Genomic DNA, 23,548 nt, shown 5'->3' with positions numbered 1-23,548 from the left:
GTCTTGGTCAGGGCTTTTACTATGCCCGGCCCATGCCCTTTAGCGATGCCATGGCCTGGGCAAAAACGTTTGTCTGGCCTGACTCAGATGCTGACCAGAGTGGCTGAATAAACAGAGCGTTGGCCGTTGACTAAATATTGATGGGGAGCACGGCCAGTAGTTTGGCCTGGCCTCTGTCGATGTTGAAGGCAAAGTGCCCTCCAAGTTCGCTGGCTCCTACCAATATATTGTTCAGGCCCCGACTCCTGGTAATCCCCCATTACGAAAACGGGCTAGCCCCCTTGCGTGTAAAGGTTTAGCAAAACCCTGAAACTTCGCTTTTTTTTCACTAATCGCTTCTCTATTGTTGCCATGTTGATCACTCCAAGGGGAATCTATCAATGGCATTTGGCCACAACCGACATGCAGTAAAATGGTTTGTTGCCTTGGCGTTGCTTGCAGGGCTCTCTGCAGCCGGTTGGTGGTTTGCTAACCATAACAACGGCCAGGAGCAGTCCATCAACACCATCGAAGTCACCCGCGGCGACATCCAGCAGCTGGTCAGCGCAACCGGTGTGTTGGAGCCGAGCAATTACGTGGACGTGGGTGCGCAGGTGTCTGGCCAGCTCGAAACCATCCATGTGCGAGTGGGGCAAACGGTATCCCAGGGTGACTTGCTGGCGGAGATTGATCCAACCGTTTACGTCGCCAAAGTAGACGGCACCCGGGCCCAGCTCAAGAATCAGCGGGCGCAACTGGATGATCGCAAGGCCCAGTTACGGCTGGCAGACATTCAGTTCCAGCGCCAGACCAACTTGTTTAAAGAAGACGCCACAACCCGTGAATCACTGCAGATGGCCGAGGCTACCCTTGCGTCTGCCAAAGCCCAGCTGGCCATGCTGGAGGCCCAGATCGAACAAACCGCCTCTACACTGCGCGCCGAAGAAGCCAACCTGGGGTACGCTCGAATTTACGCGCCCATGGATGGCACCGTGGTCTCCATTGAAGCCCGCCAGGGCCAGACCCTGAATGCCACTCAGCAAGCGCCGGTTTTAATGCGTATTGCCGACCTGGCCACCATGCGGGTACGGGCCCAGGTGTCTGAGGCGGATGTCGGCAAGCTTGAGCCGGGCATGCGAGTGTACTTCACCACACTGGGGGACGCGGAACAGAAGCTCTATGGCCAATTGCTGTACATAGAGCCAACTCCGGAAGTCACTAACAATGTTGTGCTGTACAACGCCCTGTTCGACGCCAATAACGATGACGGCAAACTGCTACCGAACATGACCGCTCAGGTGTTTTTTATTCAGCGTGAAGCCCTGGGCGTGCTGCGGGTACCCGTGTCATCTGTTCAGCGTGGCCGGGTGCAGGTAATGAGCCAAGCGGGGCAGGTTGAATGGCGGGATATTGTGGCCGGGGTTAGCAACCGGGTACACACCGAAGTGATGTCGGGCGTCAAGGAAGGTGAGAAGGTTGTGCTGGTGTCTCGAGATCCGCGCTCCGGTACCGGTAACCCGAACACTATGCGGGGTGTGTTGCGATGAGTGCAGCCCGGCCATTGATCGAGTTGCGTGGCATTACCCGTTCCTTTGGGGAGGGGGAGTTGGCGGTACCGGTACTCAAGGGTATTGATCTGAAAATCTACCCGGGTGAATTCGTTGCCATTATGGGGCCTTCCGGTTCCGGAAAGTCTACTTTGATGAACATCCTTGGCTGCCTTGATCAGCCGAGTTCCGGGGAATACTGGTATGACGGCAGGGATGTAGCCGCGCTGAGCCGGGATGACCTGGCGTTGTTGCGCCGGGAAGCCTTTGGATTTGTCTTTCAGAGCTATAACCTGCTGCCGGGCATGACCGCCCGGGAGAACGTGGAAATACCGGCCATCTATGCAGGTATAGCCCCCGCACAACGCCGGGAGAGGGCAGAGCAGTTGTTGACCGAACTGGGCTTGGGTGAGCGGCTTACTCATCGCCCTGGTCAGTTGTCCGGTGGCCAGCAACAGCGTGTCTCTATTGCCCGGGCGTTGATGAATGGCGGCCAGGTGATCTTCGCCGATGAGCCCACCGGTGCGCTCGACAGTAAAAGCAGCAAAGAGGTTATCCGGCTGCTCACGGAGCTGTCTGGTAAAGGGCACACCGTGATTCTGATCACCCACGATCAAGACGTGGCGAATGTTGCCCGCCGGCAGATCCACATTGCCGATGGCGAGGTTGCGCGCGATACCGGCCAGGACGTGAGCCCCGCGAACGCTTCGCCGGCGTTAAACCCCGGCCGCAGAGGCGTGGTGTTGAGTGACTGGCAGGAGGCCTTGAAGAGCGCGGTGCGCTCGTTGCATAGCAATCTGTTCAGAACGGCACTTACGCTATTGGGCATTGTCATTGGTGTGGCGTCTGTGATTACCATGCTGGCCATTGGTGAAGGGGCCAAAAAAGATGTGGTTGATCGCATCAGTACCATGGGCAGTGACCTGTTGTTGATCCGCCCAGGTGGCCCGGACCAGCGTGGAGGCCGCTGGTCGGTGACCACGTTAACCCCAGAAGATTACCGTGCAATCAATGAAGTAGACGGTGTTCTTGCGGCAATACCGGAACTTACCGGCTCGCAAACGCTGCGTTATTTTAATCTGGATCACCGGGCCGAGATTAACGCGACTTCTCACCAGTTTCCGGTGGCCAGGCAGTGGCCGGTGATACAAGGCACCTTCTTTTCCGAAGAGGATGAGCTCAACTATGCCTCCGTGGCGGTGCTGGGCAAAACAACGGCAGATACCCTGTTCCCCGGCGAAAGCTCCTTGGGTAAACATCTGATGGTAAACAACGTGCTGTTCCAGGTAATAGGCGTAATGGGGGAGAAAGGCGCATCACCCATGGGTCAGGATCAGGACGATGTTGTATTTGTGCCTTACACCACGGGCAGTCTGCGGATTTTTGGGCAGACACATCTGCGCAATATCACCGTGGCAGTGGCCGACCTTGCGAGGATGAGCGACATCGAAGCGATCATTCATGAAACCCTGTTGGCGCGCCATGGTGGAATTGAGGATTTCACCATCCGAAATATGGCCTCGCTGATCGAAACCATCTCTGAAACTCAGAACACACTGACCTGGCTGTTGGGTTCGATTGCGGCCATTTCCCTGCTTGTCGGGGGGATCGGCGTGATGAATATCATGCTGGTCAGCGTTACAGAAAGAACTCGTGAGATCGGTATCCGAATGGCGACGGGTGCACGAGCCTGGAACATCCTGCAGCAGTTCTTGACGGAGGCCTGGCTGGTGTCAGCTATCGGAGGCTTGATCGGCGTGGCGCTGGGCATTGCCGCTACCCAGTTGATCGGGTCTTTGGGCACGCCCGTGCATATGACAGTGCTGCCCATGGTATTGGCGTTCAGTTGTGCCTTTGCGACCGGCTTGGTGTTTGGCTTTCTGCCGGCTCGTAAAGCGGCCCACCTTGATCCGGTTCACGCCCTGGCCTCGGAGTAACTCTATGACGATTCGACTTACTGCTCTGGTGCCCGCGCTACTCTTAGCAGGGTGCGCGACCTTTACGCCAGAACCGGTCGGCTTGCCAGTAACACCGCCAGATCACTGGGAACAAACCAAGCATGCCGGGACCGCCGTCGAGGCGGACTGGTGGCGGGCATTTAATGAGACCGAGTTAGATCGGTTAATCGAAAAAGCCCTGAAAGCCAACCCGAACCTGGCGGCGATGGCGGAATCGGTTATTCAGGCAGATTTGCAGTTACGCAACGCAGGTGCTGCACTGTTGCCATCACTCTCCGCGACGGCCAGCAGTGGACGGCAGGCTTCAAGAGCAACGGGTGATAACACCGTCACCGGAGGCTCGACCAGCGCCGGCCTTACTATGGATTATGAGCTGGATCTCTGGGGCCGGTTATCGGCCAGTGAAGGCTCAGCTCTGGCGACTTTCGAGGCGACCCGATTTGATTACGCTGCCGCCCGCATTACGCTGGTTGCAGCCGTCGCCAGTACCTGGTTTGAATGGCTGGAGTTGCAGCAGCGAATCGACATTGCCAATATCAACCTTGAGTTGGGTGAAAGAACGCTGGCACTGGTTGAAGTTCGCTTTCGTAACGGCGTGGCCAGTCGGGCCGAGCTTTCCCGTCAGCAAACTTCGGTGCTGAGTTTGCGTAACGCGGTGCCACCACTGGAATATCAGGCCCGCCAGCGCCTGGCAGCGTTGAGGGTATTGATCGGTGACATGCCATTTGCGGCGGAGCAGCCGGCGGCCGATATTGCCTCCGTGACGATTCCGCTCATTAGTCCGCAAACGCCAGCCAATATGGTTACCCGCCGGCCCGACCTGGCGGCCCAGGAGGCGCGACTGGTAGCGGCCAGTGCAGACATTGAGCAAACCAGGGCGGCGTTACTGCCTTCGGTATCCTTGAGTGCCGCAGCACGGTTATCGGCCGACGGATTTCTAAGCTTGTCCGATCCAGTGCGCAGTGTGAACGGGCTGCTGAGCTTGAGTCAGGCATTGTTTGACGGTGGCCAGCGGCGTAATACGGTTGCCATCTCGGAATCCCGGCGTGTTGCATTGCTGGAGAGCTACCGGGGCAGTCTGCTGACGGCGCTCCAGGAGGTAGGTGATGCACTGGATCGCGATGCACTGTATCGTCTGCAGGAGCAGCGTTTGCAAGAGATTCTTGTCAAAGCTGAGGAAACTCTCCGGCTCACCGAAGTGCGCTATCGTGAGGGTGCTGACGAACTACTGACGTTACTGGACAGTCAGCGCAGTGTTTTTGAGGTGCGTCAGCAACTGAGTCAGGCCCGCCTGAACCGACTGATTGCCGCCGTGGATTTGTACAAAGCTCTTGGCGGTGGCTGGAATCGGGATGAAGAAGCCCAGGTTACAGTGCGGGTTCAGGAATAGCCCTGTCACCTATAACCTCGGATCTCACCATTGGTGGTAAAGAGTTCTATCGGTGTGGCCCAGTAGTCTTCGACACCCATTTCGGTAGCACCGGCCAACGAAAATGCAAACACAAGGGGTATGAGAATGGAACGGTGACGCGAGGTGTCAGTTGCCGTTCCCATGGCCGGCCTCAGTTAGTGTTCTGGAGTCGTTGGCGCAGTTGTTCCAGCCGTTGCCTAATCTCTTCTCGTCTTTGTTGTTCTGCCTCTGGCGATGCTGATGCTGCGCCGCTGGCGACTGGCGCGCGCTGAACGGGTTGCTCGGTAGCCTGCGAGGCTGCCCGCTGACGATCACTCATCAGGGAGACGCCGGAACGATCATCCAGCTCGGGGAAATAAAGGTTCTCCAGTTTGCCGGCCCGCTCAATAATCACCCGGTTAGGAAAAACCGTGTGCAGCCGGGCATTGCCAGGCAAGTCGTTGCCAACAATATAGGCTTCGGTATTTCCTTTATCGTCTTCAATCAACGCACTGCCGGGGAATTCGCCGTCTGCCGCCATCACCCCACGTAAGGCTAACCGCAGGTTTGTCTCGGGTAGGTTATCGGTATCCAGTTCCGGGGCATCATCGCTTTCAGCGGCAGAGCCAAACAGGGTCAGGCTGGCGAGTTGTAAGTTTGGCACGTTTTGACGTGGGTTTTCAGTCTCCGCGCCCGCAATCTGCGCCTGCTGGGGCAGGGAGCGCTGTGATTCTGCCTGCCAAAACTGATAGCCTTGCCAAGCGGTGAGCCCTAGCATTCCGGTGATGGCGGCCAGCGCAAGCAGCAAGGGTATCCTTTGATCTAGAGCGAACATTGAAGATCCTGAGTGAATGATCGTAAGCCTAAAAAGGTCACAGGTTATCAGACTGAAATGAATAAGTGGCAGTATAGTGTATAGAGATGTTCAGTGGTTCCCATTCCTGTGGTAGCCTTTTTTGACGCTTTATATGGCCGACTGTTTAAATGCTTTTCGGGAATCATCCAGGCCCAAGAAAAATAATGAGCGATCTGACGGAAACAACGAGGAAGACTTTGACCATTGATACTGAAATTCAGCCGCAGGATTCGCCGCTGTGCCGTCTTCCCTTTACCTTTGCCAAGCGCAATGGTGTGATCCTTACCCGTAGTGAAGAAGGTGATGCAGTCATTCTGGTGCGCCCCGGTGCTTCCCACTCTGCGCTGGCAGAGGCAAACCGCATCAGTGGCGGGCGCGCCCGCTTTGTGACCATTGAGGCAAATCGCTTTGACCAGGCCCTTAACGCGGCTTATCAAAACGACTCAGCCGAAGCAATGCAGATGGTGGAAGGGATCGGTGATGACATGGATCTCGCCTCACTGGCAGATTCCGTGCCGGAAACAGAAGATCTGCTCGAACAGGAAGACGACGCACCGATTATTCGGCTGATCAACGCCATCTTGACCGAGGCGGTCAAGACCAACGCCTCTGACGTCCATATTGAAACCTACGAGAAGCAGTTGGTGGTGCGGTTCCGCATTGACGGCGTGTTGCGAGAAGTGGTGCAGCCCAAGCGGGCATTGGCGCCCTTATTGGTTTCTCGTATCAAGGTGATGGCGAAGCTGGACATTGCCGAAAAGCGGGTGCCACAGGATGGCCGCATTGCACTGCGAGTTGCGGGCCGTGAAGTGGATATCCGGGTGTCGACGATGCCATCCTCCAGCGGTGAGCGGGTGGTGTTGCGTTTGCTTGATAAGCAGGCCGGTACCATTCGGCTGGAATCTCTTGGCATGGCCGGCAATGACTTGAAGGTGCTGCGCAAACTGATACACCGGCCCTACGGTATTTTGCTGGTTACAGGCCCGACCGGTTCCGGTAAGTCGACCACGCTTTATGCTTCACTGCAGGAAATCAATGACCGTACCCGCAACATCCTGACGGTCGAAGACCCGATTGAATACAACTTGCCCGGCATTGGGCAAACACAGGTCAATACCAAGGTGGACATGACTTTCGCCCGGGGCCTGCGAGCGATTTTGCGTCAGGACCCGGACGTGGTAATGATTGGTGAGATCCGGGATCTTGAAACCGCAGAAATTGCCGTGCAGGCGAGTTTGACCGGCCACCTGGTGCTTTCAACTCTGCACACCAACACCGCCGTAGGTGCTATTACCCGACTGATGGACATGGGCATCGAACCCTTCCTGATTTCTTCCAGTCTGGTGGGCATTGTGGCCCAGCGTCTGGTGCGAGTGTTGTGCACCCACTGTCGTGAACCCTACACACCGACCGAAGAGCAATGTGAATTTCTGCAGCAAAGCGCGGATAATCCGCCCACCATTTATCGGGCCAAAGGTTGTGAACGGTGCAATCATCTTGGTTATCGGGGCCGGATTGGCATCTACGAAACCGTCGAGATAACCGAAGAAATTTCGACATTGATCCATAAGCGCGCCGGTGAACTGGATCTTGAAAAAGCCGCGCGTTTTCGCAGTCCAAGTATCCATGCTGACGGGGTAAAGAAAATCCTGGAAGGCACCACCACCGTAGAAGAAGTTCTGCGCGTTACCCACCGGAGCCAGTAGCCCATGCCAGCCTATGTTTATAAAGCGCTGGACCCAAGGGGAAAGCAGAAGCAGGGCGTTCTGGAAGCCGATGCGCCACGCGCGGTACGCCAGCAGTTGCGGGAAAAAGGCCTGACCCCTTTAACGGTTGAGGCCGCGGTTGAAAAGCAGGCCCAAACCAGTCCGTTCAGCAACCGGGGCTCACTCAGCGCTGCAGACCTGGCATTGGTGACCCGTCAACTGGCAACACTGATCCAATCTGGCATCCCTATTGAACAAGCGCTCAGCGCAGCCGCTCAGCAGTCCAGTAAGCCGCGCATTCGCAGTATGCTGATTGCTATACGCGCCAAGGTGATGGAGGGGTATACCCTCGCCGACAGTTTTGGAGAGTTCCCCAGAGCGTTTCCCAGGTTGTATTGTTCCACCGTGGCCGCTGGTGAACACGCCGGTCATCTGGATCTGGTCCTTAACCGTTTGGCGGACTACACCGAAAACCGTCAGGAGGCACGACAGAAGATCCAGCTTGCCGCTATCTACCCTTTGATCCTCAGCGTTGTTGCGATTGCCATTGTGGTATTTTTGCTGACGTATGTGGTGCCAGACATCATCGAAGTCTTTGTGCGTCAGGGTCAGGATCTTCCCGGTCTTACCGTTGCCATGCTGTCGGTTTCGGAATTTCTGGCCGCTTACGGTGTCTATTTGCTTGTTGCTTTGGTATTGGCGTTATTGGGTTTTCGGGTTGCCCTGACCAAACCAGCGTTCCGAATGACATTTCACAAACAGTTGTTACATCTTCCCCTGTTCGCCAGCATGGTGCGGGGCGTGAACACCGCCAGGTACGCCAGCACCTTGAGCATACTGACCACCAGCGGTGTTCCGCTGGTAGACGCCATGAGAATTGCAGGTGAGGTGTTATCAAACGATTTCTTGCGAAAAGAGCTAAAGGATGCGGCCAGGAAGGTGAGTGAGGGAGGGTCGTTGCACCGGTCTCTGGATCAGTCCGGCTATTTCCCTCCGATGATGTTGCACATGATTGCCAGTGGTGAGGCCAGTGGCGAGCTGGACAGCATGCTGGAGAGAACCTCGCGCATGCAGGAGAGCAGTCTGCAGGCCAAAATCGCAGCCATTGTCGGCCTGTTTGAGCCGCTGATGTTGCTGGTCATGGGCATGGTCGTGCTGATCATCGTGCTGGCGATCATGTTGCCGATCCTGAATATGAGCAACCTGGTGGGCTAACGTGCCGACCGGGAACCGTTTAACCCAAGATCTGAATCAATGACGAGTGGAACTATGAACATGCAGAAGAACGTTAACCCGGCCCACAGCAAGGGCTTTACCTTGATTGAAATTATGGTTGTCATGGTTATTCTGGGTTTGCTGGTGGCCATTGTGGGCCCCAACATCATGGGGCGTGGTGATCAGGCGAGAGTGACCGTGGCGGAAACTCAGCTCAATAATATTGCCAATGCACTGGATCTCTATCGGCTCGACAACAGTCATTACCCTTCAACTCAGCAGGGTCTTGAGGCGTTGGTTCGCCGGCCCAGTGGCAGCCCTGAGCCACGCAACTGGAATGCTGACGGCTATCTTAAAAGCGTTCCAAAAGATCCCTGGGGTAACGAGTATCAATACATTAGCCCCGGTACTGAAGGCCCTTACGATCTCTATTCTTTTGGGTCTGATGGTCAGGAAGGTGGTGAGGGAGATGCTGCCGATATCAGTATCTGGAAAGTCGGGAACTAAGAGATTGTGAGGCACCGGGTAATCCAAGGCGGCTTCACGCTGATCGAAATTCTGGTTGTCCTGATTATTGTCGGGATGCTGGCGGCATTGGCGGTGTTCAACATGGCCGGTAGTTCCCAGCAACGTGAGCTCGAAAATACCGTTCAGGACCTGTACCTGCTGATGCAGACAGCTTCAGAACAGGCGGTGCTCAATAACGCCGAGCTGGGATTATTACTGGACGAAGGCAGCTATCGTTTTGTGGCTTTTCAGGACGATACCGGAGAATGGAAGATGTCTGGCGAAAGGCTGTTTCGTTACCGGGCCCTGCCAGATTGGTTGGTCCTTACCGATTATATTGAAAACGAGGCGCCCCGCCTGACCTCGTCTGAAGACCGGCTACGCCCGGATGTTGTGTTTTTCTCCAGTGGCGAAACCACCCCATTTATCATTGAGTTCACCATCGGCAACAATACCGACAACATGCACGTTCTTGCGTCTGATGGTGTAACAGCCCTGGAGTGGCGCAAACCCGGTAGTGAGAGCGAGTCATGGTAAAGGCCGTTCGGGGGTTTACCCTACTTGAGGTTTTGATTGCTCTATTGGTGTTTGGTCTGATTGCCACCGCCGCCGCCGAAGTCGGCAGCCAGTACATTGCAAGTTATGAGCGAGTAAGGGATAAAACGCTCGCGGGCTGGTTGGCGGATAACCGAATCAATGAACTGCGCTTGCAGGAAGATCTGCCCGGCATTTCCGAAAACACCAATGACCGGGATTACGGCACGTACCGCTGGCAAGTGACAACGGTGGTGCAGGGTACCGCCGAACCCTCTATGCGCCGGGTGGAAGTCACCGTGGCCCGCTATATCAATGGGCAGACCGAACCCATGCCGGTGCACACCTTGTCTGCCTTTATGGGTGAACGATGACCATCCCTGGAGGGCGCTATTCTTCGCTAGGCCGTAGCGCCGGGTTTACCCTGATGGAAGTGCTGATTGCGGTCACCATCACCGCGGTGATCGGATTAGGGGTGTGGCAGGTTATCAACAGTGTGGTGACATCTCGTGACCGGGTGAATGCAGTCTCCGAAGATTTTGAGAATCTGCAAAAAACCATGCTGTTTATGGAGCGGGATCTGACGCAACTGATCAACCGGCCCATCAGAGATATGTACGGCGATTTTCAGCCAGCCCTGAGCACCCGTGAAGATTCTTTTGTGCTGGCATTAACCCGGCAGGGCTGGCGCAACCCTCTTGGGCTGCGCCGCAGTAATCTGCAACGAGTGGCCTGGGAGTATACCGGCACCGAACTGAGGCGGCGATACTGGCTTGCTATTGATCAGGGGCAAGACGATAACAGCCGTGACTTGCTGATGCTGGACAACGTGTTGTCGTTTGATATCCGGTTTTTGAACAGCCAGTTGACTTGGCAGGACGAATGGCCAGCCGATCAGGAATTGGCAAACCTGTCACCCGGGGCCCGGCCGATACTGCCAATGCCGCGGGGCATTGAGATAACTCTGAAGCACGAACGTTTTGGCGAATTGGTCCGAACGTTTGCGTTGGCGGATTTTGACGTTAGTGAGGCCCAGGCTGCTGTGAATCAGCAGGTGGAAGCGACCGGCGAATCAGACACCGACCTTGAGGAAACTCAGGAACAGCAGAGTATCGAGCCATGATACGACTCACAGGGCTAACAGCACATCGTCTCCGGCAGAAAGGCGTGGCGCTGATCATGGTGCTGCTGGCCATGGCTTTGGTGGTCATGCTGGCAACCGGAATGGCTCACCAGCAAAGCATTCGCGTGTTTAAAGCCGGACATTATCTGGCTCAGCAGCAGGGACACAGTATCGCACTTGGCGCTGAAGCTTTTGCTCACCGGATTCTGGTGCGTGATTTTGAGCAGGATCGGGAAGATGGATTGATGGTCGATAGCCCTGATGAGTTCTGGGCGATGTACGCCGCCGTTCTGCCTCTGGATACCAGCGGCGTTGCAGAAGTGCAGATTGATGACTTGAGTGGGCGGATCAATCTGAACGACCTTGTTGGCCTCAATGGGCAGGTCGATACAATGACCAGGGACCGGCTGATTCGATTGTTAAGGGTGCTTGGCATTACCGCTGTTTCGGTGGATGCTCTGATCGACTGGATTGATGCGGATGATCAAACCATCAGTGCTTACGGCGCCGAAGATGGTCAGTATCTGATGGCAGACCCACCATACCGAGCCGCTAACCAGCCGTTTGTATCCATCACCGAATTGCGCTTGATTGAGGGCATGACGGAAGAAATCTACGTTGCCCTCAGGCCCCATGTCATCGCACTGCCTGTCAGCGGCATTGGCATAAATGTGAATACCGCAACGGCACCGGTACTTATGTCACTGCACGACGACATGACGGAAGCTCAGGCTGAGTCTATTCTTGCCAAAAGAGAAGACCAACGGTTTGAAAACCTGCAGGACTTTCTGGCGTTGCCAGAGTTTGCAGGCATGGGCCTGCGAACAACAGGGCTATCCTTGCAAACCCGGTTTTTTGAAGTTGTATCACGAATTACTTACGATAATCGGGTTGTGACCATGGTCAGTACCGTTTTTCGTAACACAGAGGGCGAGGTTCGGACGGTTCAAAGGGATACCGGGCAGAAGAATCGCATCACAAAAGAACCCTATTCAATCTCAGAAGGATAACCATGTCTTATCGCCTTTTTGTTCGGCCTGTCCCGCCTTATGCAGACCCGGTGCAGAACCCGGAGTCGCAGCTATTTAGCTGGCTACTGCAAGACGCCAGTGGCGATGCACAGGCACATGGCGGTGCTGACACCCGTGAAATCATAGAGCAAACCCTGGCTCAGAACGCGCTGGAAAAGGTTCTACTGGTTGGTCTTATCCCTGGCGATGAGGCCTTGTTCTGCCTGGCCGATATCCCCGCCAAACAGAGCCGGTTTGTGCTCCAGGCTCTGCCTTATGCAGTGGAAGAACAAATTGCGCAAGACATTGACTCTGTTCACCTGGCACTCGGGCGTCACACCCCCGACGGCTATCAGGTCGCGGCCATCGACCAACAACAGATGGAGCGTTGGCTAACCTTATTCACCGACTGGGAGCATGTACGCCTTGATGCGCTGTATCCTGACGCCGCGTTGCTACCCGCTTCAGCAGACGGCTGGACTGCATGCCTGGATGGCGACGGAGTTATGTTGCTGAGTCAACGAGGCGAGTGGTTACGTATGCAGACCGCCAACCTGGGATTATTGGGGGTAACCCTTGCGGCACCTCCTTCAGAGGAAGTGATCGCTGAAATTCCAGTGACAGTCTACGGTACCGAGTCAGATCTTGAGGCCTATCAATCAGCCATTGCTGAGCTGAGCGGTGGCGACGGGCGCGTTCGGCTTGATCAAAAGCCCCTTGAGTTCTCGACACTAGAACTGCTGGCCTGGGCCTTTCACCAGCACCTTTGCAGCCCTGTGAACCTTTGCCAGGGTGCTTATGCTGTCAATGCGCACGGGGCGGGTCCACTGAAGCCCTGGAAGCCGTTAATAGCTGTTGCCTCTGTCTGGTTTGTGGTGCAATTGGCCCTGGAAATCGGCATGGGTGTTTATCACAATCAAGAAGCCGAAAAGCTGCAGGTTCAGGCCATGGCCGTCTACCAGTCAGCGTTCCCCGGCGATCGCCGTACCCATGCGGGCAATGTGCGGCGAGTGGTTGAAGGTCAGTTGAGAGTGGCGGGGTCCGGGCAGGACGACATTGATTTCGTGACGTTACTGAAATATACCGGAGACCAGTACAGTCGGCTTTCGGGTGCTGGGTCTGTTACCTTTAATTCGATCAATTACAATCGAAATCGCGGTGAATTAGTGGTTGATATCCGGGCCGATAGCTATGACCGGATGAGCAGTCTGCGCAATGGCCTCGCCAACCAGGGCCTGCAGGCTCAGATTGGGTCTGTGGTGAATGAAAGTTCCGGCTCCCGTGGCCGCCTGACGGTTTCTGGAGGCTGATAACATGATGACACGCATCAAAGACCAACCCGCTGTCGGTAAACTGATTGCCCGCTTCGACCAGTTGCCCGTCAGAGACCGTCAGGCTCTGGCGGCGCTCACCGTCGCTTTGTTGGTCGCCCTCCTGTACTTTGGTGTCTGGCGCCCAGTCGCCGATTTCAGTGCCCAAGCTGAAACCAGCCGAGCGAATGCCGAGCAATTGCTGGCCTGGATGCAGGCGAACGAGGAAGGGATTCGCAGGCTAGGGGGAGCCAGCGCCGCAGCCTCAACCGGGGCCGTCGTTGATAAGCCGGCGGATAGTCGCGAGCTTATGGCACTGGTCACCCGATCTGCTGGCGAGGCAGGCTTGTCGCTTCAGCGCTTTGAACCAAGTGGTGAAAATGCGATCCGGGTGTGGCTTGAGGCAACGCCATTTGCAGATGTCGCGGCCTGGCTTGAGCAGCTTGACGCCCGTCACGGTGTTATTATTGATCAAGCCGCGATGGATCGAGGCAATGAGCCGGGCAGGGTGTCTGTCCGGCTCACTTTGATGATTTGAACAGGGTTTGTCCAAAAGCTGACCGGAGTTCCCGGAGGAGCGCAAGAACATGCGTGATACGCACGAAAACAATAATAAAACCGATGCTGTCGTGGTTCGCCTTGACGAAACGGCGCGCAATGAAGCCCAGTCGATTCTCTACCATGCCTACCGGGAAGATCCGACGTTTCAGTATTTGTTCGATCACCGCCGGGCAGGGTATGACCAGCGCGTAAGGGCAACGGTCAGAGAGCTGATCGATCTCTACCTGGAGCTCAATCAGGATGCCATCGGAGTGATAAAGGGGGATACCCTGATTGCCGTGGCGTTTATCGGCGATCCGGAACTGCGCATGAATCTGGCTGACCAGTTCAGCTGGAGAATCCGTATGGTTCTGACGGCGGGGTTTGCTTCAACCCGGCGTTACCTTGATTATCACCAGAAAATCCGAGACCTTTTGCCGCACCCACAGGCGCATCAGTTACCTTTAATGGGGGTTGATCCAAAATACCAGAATCAGGGGTATGGCAGGATCTTGTTAAAGGCAGTGGAGAAACTTTGCGAGGAAAATCCTCGCGGCACCGGCCTTGTTCTGGATACCGGGAACAGCCGTTATTTGCCCTTTTATGAATCTGAAGGTTTCCAGAGCTTGGGCAAGCTGCGCCTGGGCGACTTTGAAGATCACCTGCTGTATCGCGAAGTGAAGGCGGAGGCCGATGAACACTCAAGCGAGTCAACCCAGCATCAGTAAACAGGAGAGAGTGTGTCTGACAACCAAGGTTTTGACCTTATTGTAATTGGTGCCGGCTCCGGCGGCGTTCGCCTTGCCCGAATGTCTGCGCAAAAAGGCGCTCGCGTTGCCGTGGTCGAGTCCCGTTATTTGGGTGGTACCTGCGTTAATGTCGGTTGTGTACCGAAAAAGCTGTTTGTTTATGGGGCACATGTGCAGGAGGATCTGGACGATGCGGCCGGTTATGGGTGGCGCATTCCCAAAGATGGTGTCAGCTTTGACTGGCCAACACTGGTAGCTAACAAAAATACCGAAATCGAGCGCTTGAACGGTATTTACGGCCAGCTTTTGGAGAGTGCCGGAGTTGAGGTCATTCGGGGCACCGCCAGTATCCGTGATGCCAACACCGTTGTAGTCGGTGACCAACACTATTCTGCCAAACACATCACGGTCGCTACCGGCAGTTGGCCCGTAGTGCCTGATATTCCTGGCAAAGAATGCATTCTCACGTCCAACGAAATGTTCTATCTACCTCAGTTGCCTCGTCATGCCGTGGTATGGGGCGGCGGTTACATCGCGGTCGAGTTTGCAGGCATTCTGTCGGGGCTTGGGGTTAAAACCACTCTGCTATACCGCGGTGACCTGTTCCTCAGAGGCTTTGATGAAGATGTTCGTCGCTTTACCGAACAGGAGATGCGCAAGAAAGGTATCGACCTTCAATTCAATGTGACCATTGAGTCGATTGAGGCACACAATGCGCACTATCAGGTCAATTTGTCCGATGGGGAGGTCCTTGAAACCGGATTGGTGATGGCTGCAACCGGCCGAAGAGCATTGGTTGATGGTCTCGGCCTGGCCGAACTGGGCATTGAGTTAAACGCGTCCGGTCATATTGTGGTCGACGATCACTTCCAAACCTCTGTACCTTCAGTGACCGCACTGGGTGACGTTATTGGTACGCCGCAGTTAACGCCAGTGGCGATTGCCCAGGGGATGGTGCTGTCACGCAGACTGTTTGGTGATGGCCAGGGAGAGATGGATTACAGCGCGATCCCGACCGCGGTTTTTTGTCAGCCTAACATTGGTACCGTGGGCCTCACTGAAGAAGAAGCAAGAAAGGCAGGCCATTCACTTCGGATCTACAAATCCGATTTCCGACCAATGAAATACACTCTCAGCGGGCGTGATGAGCGTTGTTTGATGAAACTGGTCGTAGATGATCAAACAGACAAAGTTCTCGGCGCTCACATGGTGGGCCCCGATGCGGGCGAAATTATTCAGGGACTGGCGGTTGCCATCAAAGCTGGCGCGACCAAAGCCCAATTCGATTCAACCATGGGTATTCATCCAACGTCTGCGGAAGAATTCGTCACGATGCGAGATCCCGTGGCGTGAATGAGTGAGCTGACCTCGCAAACTGTCCCGCGACCGATGCGGTAGCGGGCACACCTCTTTCCATTTACCGCTACAAACGAATCCAGCGACTCAGTACGTCATGGAGCCCCTCTCTGCGGACAGGCTTAGTTATGTAGTCATTCATACCACTGGCCAGACAACGTTCTTTGGTTTCCTGTGATACATCCGCCGTTAACGCGATAATGGGTGTGCCCGACTGGCCGTTGCTTTGTTCCCACTCACGGATCACGCGAGTTGCGCCATAACCGTCCAACACTGGCATTTGACAATCCATCAGGATCAGTTCATAGCCCTCGTGCTTGCGTTTCACTTTCTCGATTGCTTCCTGACCATTCTGGGCACATTCAACCTGAAAGCCCATTTTGCTGAGCAGGGTGGTGGTCACTTTCTGATTAACGGCGTTGTCTTCTACCACCAGGGCCCAAGCAGTGCCCCCAAGTTGTTCGCGCGGCGCATCGGGCAGTGCAGGGTGTTCGTCACCTTGCTGTTCTGCCCGCTCAAACGGCAACTCAAACCGGAACGAAGAACCTTCGCCGATATCTGATTCGACCTGTATGTGCCCCCCCATGAGTTCAACCAAACGTTGCACCAGCGACAGTCCCAATCCCGTACCGCTGTGGGCTCGGGTATTGCTACTGTCGATCTGCTCAAAGGTATGAAAGATATTGGTCAGTCTGTCTCCGGGAATACCTGTTCCGGTGTCAGTGACGGTGCAAGTCAATCGAAGGCAATTGGCGTCCAACGGCAGCCAGGTAACGCGCACACTCACGAAACCGCTGTTTGTAAACTTGAGCGAGTTATCGAGCAAGCCCGCCAAAATCTGTCGAAGTCTTGGTGCATCACCAATGACTATCGGATTGGCAGGCCAGTCGCCCAGGAAATTGACGTCCAGAGACAGGCCCTGTTGTTCGGCAGCGTATCGATAGGATGCCGCGCAATTGGCAATGAGTGCGCGCACGTCGAACTCCTGGTTTTCAAGCTCCAGGTTTCCACTGTCCATTCGGGCGTAATCCAGGATATCTGAAATTACCGTGAGCAGATCTTCGGTCGCCTGCCGGGCAGTACCAAGATAGTCCCTTTGCCGATTGGTGAGAGGCTCTTCCTGGATCAAATCTACCATGCCGAGCACCCCGTTCAGCGGGGTGCGCAACTCGTGGCTCATGGTTGCCAAAAACTCAGATTTGACATGGCTTGCCAGCTCGGCTTTTTCCCGCGCTGTTTCTGACATGGCCAGTGTTTGATCTCTGGCTGACCGCAACTTCTCAAGGTGTTGAGCAAGTTCATTTAACTGTGACTGGATGGCTACAATTTCTTTGGAGCTGCCCCGGGTGATAATAGCTTGGCCGGTATAATCGCCGTCGATAAGCATGCTGACGCGACTGGCAAGCTTACGGATTGGCTGAAGAATATTGTTGAGGAAGTGGTTGGCTATCAAAAGGGTAAAGAGCAGCATGGACACGCCAACGGCCAAAGACGACCAAAGAATGTCTCGTTGGCGCTCAGCTAACACACGAGGATCAACGCCCACTTCCACGGTGCCTACCCGCAGAGATCCAACATTCAAGCCATAACCGGGATTGAACCAATCCGTGCTGCTAGTGAGTTCCAGAGGTTCTTGGAGAATTTCAGCATGGTATAAATCGAACTCCTGGCTTCGGAGTAAAGAGTCTTCCAGGCTGTTGCTGACGAATCCAAGCTCCTGACCAACAACGTCGGTTACCCGAATCCATTCGGCTTTGCTCCGGCGCAGGGACTGGCTTAACACCTGGTCCAGTGCGAGGACGTTACCGGACACCACAGCGTACTCCAGGGCTGGCGCCAAGCTGTCGGCCAGCATCTGGGTGCTCTGTGCAAGATCGGTTCGTGCATCGTCCAGGCGAGCAGAGGTGAAGAACGCCATAAGTGCCAGGAACATGACAACGGCTGGCAGGACGCCCAACAGCAGTAGCTTCTTTGACAGTGATGAACCCCGGCGGGCGGCAGAATGTGTCATTCTGAACCCTCCTCGACAGACCGAATCAGCTCATCTACCTGTTTTGCGATCCATTCGCGCTTCGGTAATGGAATGTTTAATGAACGAGCAACCTGCTCATTGACCTCAACACGATATTCGCCCGGATAATCCGGGTCTGGAAACTGGCCTTCCGCAAGGTATACCTTCAGATGATTTGCCGCCATTTCTGTCATGGCAGGAAAGGGGGCGTAACTGGATGCAAGCACGCCGGCTTTGACGTAGGCCTGGCTGGGACCGATCACAATTTTGTTTCGCCTGTAGGCCGTCAGCAAGATGTGTTTGATATTGCGAGGGTTGTAAATGGCGTCATCGGACCCTGCCAGTACAAAGTCACCGTAGGTTAAGGCTCTGACCAGAGTCGGGATTAGCTGGTCGTCGCTGTCTGCAATGAAAAGCCGGGCCTGAAGATTATACGCGGGGAGCAGATCTATAAGGTCTTCATAGCGTTCAACCGACTCGGTAGACGCCAGCAGGGCAACTCGTGTTGCCTGGGGCAACATGAACTTACCGGTCAGCGCCTGCCTTAACAGGGGAACGTCATAGTAAATTGCAGAAACCTGGCCCGGGGAGCGGGTCGCATAACCTTTAATAAAGGGTTTCTCTACCATCAAGGCAAGAATCGGAGCATCACGGTTCATCTGCCTGATTTTTGTAAATGCTACGGGACCGATAGCGACGACGGGACTGTCCAGACCGACCAGTCTCTGATTATCTCTTATGGGCACCAATGTTGCTGCATCGCCGAGTTGTTCGGCAAGCAGGCGGGTGACGTGTTGGTCGAGGGGTGTATTGCCGGAGCCGACAACATAAACGGCGGAGGCATTGGTTTTATTGTTCTGAGCAACGCCTGTCGCCGGCCAGGACAATAGCAGCAAACACATCAGGGCCACCACAACCGATGGCCGTCTCTGATGATCATTGGGCTGAACTAAATCAGCAAGTATGGATGAGGTCATACCGTCCCGGTTGGCTTACTGTCCTGTTGGTCTGTCGTTCTAGCATAGAGTCAGAATCGAACTCCTGCCTCAATGAAGAATTGATTATGATTTTTAATGTTGTTGTCCGTACTCAGCTCCGGGTCTCGATTCAGATAGTGTTGCATGGTGAACGCCAACTCCGCCGTATAGCGTGGTTGATAAAGACGCTTGGCGATTCTTGCGTCGAACCGCTCAAACTGGCTGCGGCGAAATTCATCTGCCCAGTAAAAAGCGGACGACGCTTTCAGGCCCCAGGGCAGATCCTGGATGACAGCAAGGCTCCCCGAGTGCCGGACGGACATTCGGGTTAGCAAGGAAACGGCCTGATCTTGTTTTCTCGTGTCGAGATCGCCATCGTCGTTAAAAATGGGCTCTCCGGTATACCATGTGTGCTGGTCCAGATAGCCGTAGCTTGCCCGAACAGCGGTGCCCGGGTACTCGAGCATGGCTTCTACTTCAAAACCTTTCTGGTCGATGGCGGTATTGTTGTCAATGCTCCAGTCCTTGAGCTGAATAACCCCGCTGATCATGTCTCGCAGTTCGTCTTTGAATCCCCTGACTTCAACGGACAGTATGGCGCGCTGGAGCGGGAACTGCCCGAAGTAACTGATTTCATGAGAGGTGATGCGCTCTTCTTTAAGGTCTTTGCCGAGCGTAATCCACCCTTGAACTTGAACCGCTTCGTCGGTGGTGATTCTGATGCCTTCCAGATCAGAATAAAGGTCAGGACTGACATTCGTCAGGGTGTAGCCCCAATCAGGGTTCTGTTCAAAACCATCTGGGGTACGCACAGCCTCTGAGTAGACAAACCGCAACGCATGACGATTGTTCAGGGTAAAGTTGGCAGCTATCCGGGGCGAGAAATAGTCATCGCCTGTTGTGCTCGTTCTTTCCCAGTTGCCGCCGGCATTCAGCGTTAACCAAGTTAAAGGTGTGTACTCAAGGTTACCGAAAAATCGGGACTGGTAGTTGTTTCCTCGGCCATTGAAATAGGTTTCCGAGCGGAAGGTGTCTTTACGGAAACCCGCGCCAGATACCACCTTGAGATCATTGTTGATGATTAACGTGTCCTGGATTTCCAGTTCCAAACGGGTGTCTTCGGAATCCGCATTCACATCAGCGATTGCTGCCGGCCCGCCGCTGTCTGCAAAACAAAGTCGTTCGCGGCTTCCGTCAGGGAAGTAAGTGTATTTAAACAAGGGCGTGCCATCTCTGAGGCACTGAACCGTATTATCAGTGCTAACAATGGTATACGGCTGTCGCCGGTCGAAGTTCTCCACGCTCGCCATCACGTGATAAAAGTGGCGATCCGAGGTGCTGATATTGAGTTTGGATTGCAAATAGTAGTCGCGCACGTCGATATCCGGGTCGGTTAACGGATTCAATTCGCCGGTTTTGTTCCTGTCGTTGTACTTGGTGCCGTCGACAATGCCCGTTCGTAGTTCCAGGTTGACCTTATCAGTGAATTTCAGGCGGGAATCGTAAGTGAACGAATTAATGTCGAGGCCAGAACGAAACGGCGGCCGTTCACCACCGGAGGCGCGAAAATCAAAACCGTCGAATTTACGTTTTTCATAAGTCAGTCGCCAGTCAAGATCGGCGCCTGAGTCGCCGACAGAGCCAAAGGTACGTAAGTATCCTCGAGAGCCTCTGACAGCTCTTGTCTCTACGCCAGCGCTGTCAGCCGGGTCTCGGGTGATGATGTTGATCGTACCGAGGAAGGCATTAATGCCATAGGCCGCAGAATTGGGCCCTCTGGCCACCTCGATTCGCTCAATCATTTCCAGTGGAACCGGCATGGTTTCCCAGTCCATATCGGATAAAGTGGCTTTGTGTGCGGTGCGCCCATCCACCAGAACTTGCATTCGACGCTGCTCGTAATGCACGGTGCCGTGATAAGTGGTAACCGGTTGGTGGCTGCCAACAAAGTTGACCACCATGCCAGGTACAAGCCGGAAAACCTCGTAAAGATTCATGATGCCGAGATCGCGAATCATGTCGCCGGTGATAACCGTGGTGGTGCCTGGCACCCTGGTTTTTGGTTGGCGGAGTCGTGTGGTGGTTAAAACTTCTGGAATATCATCACCCAAGGCCAAAAAGCCGGGATTAAAGTCATCTGCAAGCGGGGCCGCATTGGCGTGTCCTGCCGCCAGGCCGACGATGGCAGAAGCCAGCAATCCGATGCCAAACCTGGGGTGCGTGCGGGGCTTGATCACTCGGTTTGCAGACAGGTAATTCGTAATAGCCATAGGTGTCGTTCTATAATTCAACGTGCGGACAAATTTAGTGTACTTCTAACGTAATCCTATGGGACAAACCCTGCTTTGTCTCTATAAAGATTACAGGTTTTACATTTCCGGAGTTACTCTTTTATGAATTGCTGGGACATTCTGGGCATTGAGCCGACCGGGGATCTGGAGCGCATTCGCCAAGCCTATGAGCGGCAGATGAAATTCGCATCTGAGGATGACGCTCGCGCTCTGGAGCAGGCACTGCGAGAAGCGATGGGCGATGAGCCATCAGAACGGGCGTTCTCGCAAAACCGTGCTGACGCTCAACATGAGACCGCTCAGTCCACTGCCGAAACAGATCAGGAACACGACGTTGAAGAACGAGTCCTGAGTGCCGGCGAAGCGCAAATCGCCCGTGAGGTGGTGATTCAGATCAAGGCACTGATGAATGACGACCGGCGCCAGCAGGATTCCGGTATCTGGAAAGCGATTCTGTGCGAGTCGCCAGCTGATCAGCCGGTGCTGAGACGTGAAATCGCACGGCAGCTGGAGCCCAGGATTCGGCCGATGGCCGAGAACGGCGGGTTGCCTGTAAGTGTCGCGCAATTTTTGGGCGACTGGTTTGACTGGTCCAGCGCTCGTGAAGCAAGTCAGGCGGCGGCCCCTCGGCATCAGGATTCGCGACATTCTGATCCGCGGAATTACCCGGAACCTGACATGGCATCGGAGCAGGACTCTCCGGATCAGCCACCAATGACTAACTTCTGGCCGGCGGTAATTGGATGGATTGTTGGTCTGGTCATTCTAGCAACCATTTTCGGCGGCATGGGGCAGTAACGCCGGGCTTCTTTTGAAACCGCAGAACTCCGCCGCGGCTTGGTCTTCCAGATTGAAGCCCAACTTCCTCTCCATGAAATGGGCGTTCAGCATGAACAAACCCGGTAACCTGGCTTTCTTTACGTTTAGCGCTGCGCTTAGTGCTCAGGCTCTGGGGACAGAAACCGGTAATCCGTCGTGTCTGCGGAACGCGTTGCAAACCGATAACTGAACGTAAATCCCGGCCAGTTCACGGTGTTTCGCCCATGCTCATCCAGGTACCAGGAGGTACAGCCGGAATCCCAAACGCTTCCGGAAAGCCCTTGTTGAACCACCTGGCAGTATCGGGTCTGGGACTCTTCGCGAACCTCCATGGCCTCACCTGGATAGTGTGACAAGGCATCCAGCGCACTGATTACATAGCGGAACTGAGACTCCAGCATATAGAGAATCGAGTTGTGGGCGAGATTGGTGTTTGGTCCATACAAAACAAACAGATTAGGAAATCCATTCACGCTAATACCTTTGAAGGCTTTGCTGCCACTTGCCCAGGCCTCGTTTAACGATTGCCCGTTGCGACCGGTAATGCGCATCGGAGACAAAAATTCGGTGGCTTTGAAGCCGGTACCAAAAATAATGACGTCTACCTTCCTGTGTTCGCCGGAAGCGCTAACCACGCCGGTTTCGTCAATGTGAGAAATGCCTTCGGTGATCAGATTCAGGTGGGGCTGGTTGATGGCCGGATACCAGTCATTGGAGATCAGAATGCGCTTACAACCAATCCGATAGTCAGGGATGATGTTTTTTCGTTTTTCAGGATCAGACACCCATCTATCAGCTTGTTTTTTAGCCTGCCAGGCAAATGCGTCGAGAATCCATGAAAAACGAGTGAAGGCGAGGGCTCTCGATTCGTTTTTCCAGTAGATAAATGCACGATAGGCCCGATCCCAGAGTGGTAGTTTTTGGAAAAGCGTCTGTTCAATCCGCGTAAAGGGCCGGTCAGGCTTGGGCAGCACCCACGCGGCGGAACGCTGGTAAAGGTCCAGGCGGGCAACCTTGGGTGTTATTTCTGGTACAAACTGGATGGCGCTGGCACCGGTGCCAATCACCGCAACCTGCTTGCCCGTCAGGTCGGTCTCATGATCCCAGCGGGCAGAGTGAAACCAGCTACCTTGAAACCGATCCAGTCCGGAGATGGCCGGCATAGCCGGTCGATTCAATTGCCCGGTGGCGGTGATCAGTACATCGGTGGTGTAGCGGTGGCCGGATTCCGTTGTTACATGCCATTGGTTGGACTGGCTATCAAAATCAGCCGACTCAACCGACCGATTAAACTCAATGTGAGGCTCAAGCTGGTGCTTTCGAACACAGTGCTCCATGTAGCCTAGAATTTCAGCTTGCCCGCCGAATTTTCGGCTCCAGTCGTGTTTTGGCTCAAACGAATAGGAATAAAGGTGCGACTGCACATCGCAGGCAGCGCCAGGGTAGGTGTTATCGCGCCAGGTACCGCCAACGGCGTCGGCTTTTTCCAGTAGTGTGATTTGGTTATATCCTGCTTTTTTAAGCTGGATAGCTATCCCGATACCGCCAAATCCGGCACCAATAATAAGAACCGAGGGCTTTTTGGGGTTGGGTCTGGGCTTGGTCATGGACAGGTCCTGATCTTGTTGTTTTATTCCACGACTATAACCGGCGGCCCTGGCAACCAAAAG

20 protein-coding genes are annotated in these 23,548 nt (G+C 54.7%); 15 read left to right on the top strand and 5 right to left on the bottom strand.

Features of this window, described 5'->3' with window-relative positions; all coding sequences use genetic code 11:
• Positions 1 to 380 precede the first annotated feature (380 nt).
• Genes IBX51_RS05975 through IBX51_RS05965 form a run of 3 tightly spaced genes read left to right on the top strand, consistent with a single transcriptional unit; the run spans position 381 to position 4,874 of the window.
• Positions 381 to 1,526, top strand: a complete 1,146-nt coding sequence (locus tag IBX51_RS05975) for an efflux RND transporter periplasmic adaptor subunit (RefSeq protein WP_291829698.1) — start codon at positions 381 to 383, stop codon at positions 1,524 to 1,526.
• A complete protein-coding gene (locus IBX51_RS05970; protein WP_291829697.1) occupies positions 1,523 to 3,463 on the top strand; it encodes a MacB family efflux pump subunit in 1,941 nt (646 codons plus the stop codon). Before IBX51_RS05975 ends, IBX51_RS05970 begins: the two co-directional genes overlap by 4 nt.
• Before the next feature lie 4 nt (positions 3,464 to 3,467).
• Positions 3,468 to 4,874, top strand: a complete 1,407-nt coding sequence (locus IBX51_RS05965; RefSeq protein ID WP_291829694.1) for an efflux transporter outer membrane subunit — start codon at positions 3,468 to 3,470, stop codon at positions 4,872 to 4,874.
• A 172-nt stretch (positions 4,875 to 5,046) separates the two neighbouring features.
• Here the strand turns inward: IBX51_RS05965 and IBX51_RS05960 are convergent, their stop codons facing one another.
• Positions 5,047 to 5,709, bottom strand: a complete 663-nt coding sequence (locus IBX51_RS05960) for a type II secretion system protein N (protein ID WP_291829691.1) — start codon at positions 5,707 to 5,709, stop codon at positions 5,047 to 5,049.
• 185 nt (positions 5,710 to 5,894) lie between these two features.
• On the opposite strand from IBX51_RS05960, the gene gspE reads away from it, so the two are divergent.
• The 11 genes from gspE to gorA are packed head-to-tail and all read left to right on the top strand — an operon-like array spanning position 5,895 to position 15,777.
• Complete coding sequence (gspE, locus tag IBX51_RS05955; RefSeq protein WP_291829690.1) at positions 5,895 to 7,436, top strand: type II secretion system ATPase GspE; 1,542 nt, start codon at positions 5,895 to 5,897, stop codon at positions 7,434 to 7,436.
• Positions 7,437 to 7,439: 3 nt separating this feature from the next.
• The gene (gspF, locus tag IBX51_RS05950; protein WP_291829687.1) at positions 7,440 to 8,651 is read left to right on the top strand and encodes a type II secretion system inner membrane protein GspF; all 1,212 of its coding nucleotides are present in this window, start codon (positions 7,440 to 7,442) and stop codon (positions 8,649 to 8,651) included.
• 60 nt (positions 8,652 to 8,711) lie between these two features.
• Positions 8,712 to 9,158, top strand: coding sequence for a type II secretion system major pseudopilin GspG (gspG, locus tag IBX51_RS05945; protein ID WP_291829686.1), 447 nt, complete (start codon positions 8,712 to 8,714; stop codon positions 9,156 to 9,158).
• Between the two features lie 6 nt (positions 9,159 to 9,164).
• On the top strand, positions 9,165 to 9,695 hold the full coding sequence (gspH, locus tag IBX51_RS05940) for a type II secretion system minor pseudopilin GspH (RefSeq protein WP_291829684.1): 531 nt from the start codon (positions 9,165 to 9,167) through the stop codon (positions 9,693 to 9,695).
• Positions 9,689 to 10,066 carry a type II secretion system minor pseudopilin GspI gene (gene gspI / locus IBX51_RS05935; RefSeq protein WP_291829683.1) on the top strand — a complete coding sequence of 126 codons (378 nt, stop codon included), beginning with the start codon at positions 9,689 to 9,691 and terminating at the stop codon, positions 10,064 to 10,066. The genes gspH and gspI overlap by 7 nt, the downstream gene beginning before the upstream one ends.
• Positions 10,063 to 10,815, top strand: a complete 753-nt coding sequence (gene gspJ / locus IBX51_RS05930) for a type II secretion system minor pseudopilin GspJ (RefSeq protein ID WP_291829682.1) — start codon at positions 10,063 to 10,065, stop codon at positions 10,813 to 10,815. The genes gspI and gspJ overlap by 4 nt, the downstream gene beginning before the upstream one ends.
• Positions 10,812 to 11,825 carry a type II secretion system minor pseudopilin GspK gene (gspK, locus tag IBX51_RS05925; RefSeq protein WP_291829680.1) on the top strand — a complete coding sequence of 338 codons (1,014 nt, stop codon included), beginning with the start codon at positions 10,812 to 10,814 and terminating at the stop codon, positions 11,823 to 11,825. Before gspJ ends, gspK begins: the two co-directional genes overlap by 4 nt.
• A gap of 2 nt (positions 11,826 to 11,827) precedes the next feature.
• Positions 11,828 to 13,135: a type II secretion system protein GspL gene (gene gspL / locus IBX51_RS05920; RefSeq protein ID WP_291829679.1), complete on the top strand. Its 1,308-nt coding sequence runs from the start codon at positions 11,828 to 11,830 to the stop codon at positions 13,133 to 13,135.
• A 4-nt stretch (positions 13,136 to 13,139) separates the two neighbouring features.
• Positions 13,140 to 13,673 carry a type II secretion system protein M gene (gene gspM / locus IBX51_RS05915; protein WP_291829676.1) on the top strand — a complete coding sequence of 178 codons (534 nt, stop codon included), beginning with the start codon at positions 13,140 to 13,142 and terminating at the stop codon, positions 13,671 to 13,673.
• Between the two features lie 49 nt (positions 13,674 to 13,722).
• Positions 13,723 to 14,403 (top strand): GNAT family N-acetyltransferase, encoded by a 681-nt coding sequence (locus IBX51_RS05910; RefSeq protein WP_291829674.1) that lies wholly within the window; start codon positions 13,723 to 13,725, stop codon positions 14,401 to 14,403.
• 12 nt (positions 14,404 to 14,415) lie between these two features.
• Positions 14,416 to 15,777 carry a glutathione-disulfide reductase gene (gene gorA / locus IBX51_RS05905; protein WP_291829672.1) on the top strand — a complete coding sequence of 454 codons (1,362 nt, stop codon included), beginning with the start codon at positions 14,416 to 14,418 and terminating at the stop codon, positions 15,775 to 15,777.
• 70 nt (positions 15,778 to 15,847) lie between these two features.
• Here the strand turns inward: gorA and IBX51_RS05900 are convergent, their stop codons facing one another.
• The 3 genes from IBX51_RS05900 to IBX51_RS05890 form a co-directional block, all read right to left on the bottom strand.
• Entirely contained in the window at positions 15,848 to 17,791 is a 1,944-nt protein-coding gene (locus IBX51_RS05900) for an ATP-binding protein (RefSeq protein WP_291829671.1), read from the bottom strand.
• A complete protein-coding gene (locus IBX51_RS05895; protein WP_291829669.1) occupies positions 17,788 to 18,693 on the bottom strand; it encodes an ABC transporter substrate-binding protein in 906 nt (301 codons plus the stop codon). The genes IBX51_RS05900 and IBX51_RS05895 overlap by 4 nt, the downstream gene beginning before the upstream one ends.
• A gap of 125 nt (positions 18,694 to 18,818) precedes the next feature.
• Positions 18,819 to 21,038, bottom strand: coding sequence for a TonB-dependent siderophore receptor (locus IBX51_RS05890; RefSeq protein WP_291829667.1), 2,220 nt, complete (start codon positions 21,036 to 21,038; stop codon positions 18,819 to 18,821).
• 123 nt (positions 21,039 to 21,161) lie between these two features.
• Between IBX51_RS05890 and IBX51_RS05885 the strand changes: the two genes are divergently transcribed.
• Positions 21,162 to 21,857: a J domain-containing protein gene (locus tag IBX51_RS05885; RefSeq protein WP_291829666.1), complete on the top strand. Its 696-nt coding sequence runs from the start codon at positions 21,162 to 21,164 to the stop codon at positions 21,855 to 21,857.
• A 137-nt stretch (positions 21,858 to 21,994) separates the two neighbouring features.
• Here IBX51_RS05885 and IBX51_RS05880 read toward each other — a convergent pair whose 3' ends face one another.
• A complete protein-coding gene (locus tag IBX51_RS05880) occupies positions 21,995 to 23,485 on the bottom strand; it encodes an NAD(P)/FAD-dependent oxidoreductase (protein ID WP_291829664.1) in 1,491 nt (496 codons plus the stop codon).
• Positions 23,486 to 23,548: the final 63 nt, after the last annotated feature.

The organism is Marinobacter sp. (assembly GCF_014859525.1).
In the GTDB taxonomy this organism is placed as follows: Bacteria; Pseudomonadota; Gammaproteobacteria; order Pseudomonadales; family Oleiphilaceae; genus Marinobacter.
The sequence above is the reverse complement of the archived record's forward strand: the minus strand, read 5'-3'. Positions and strand labels throughout refer to the sequence as shown.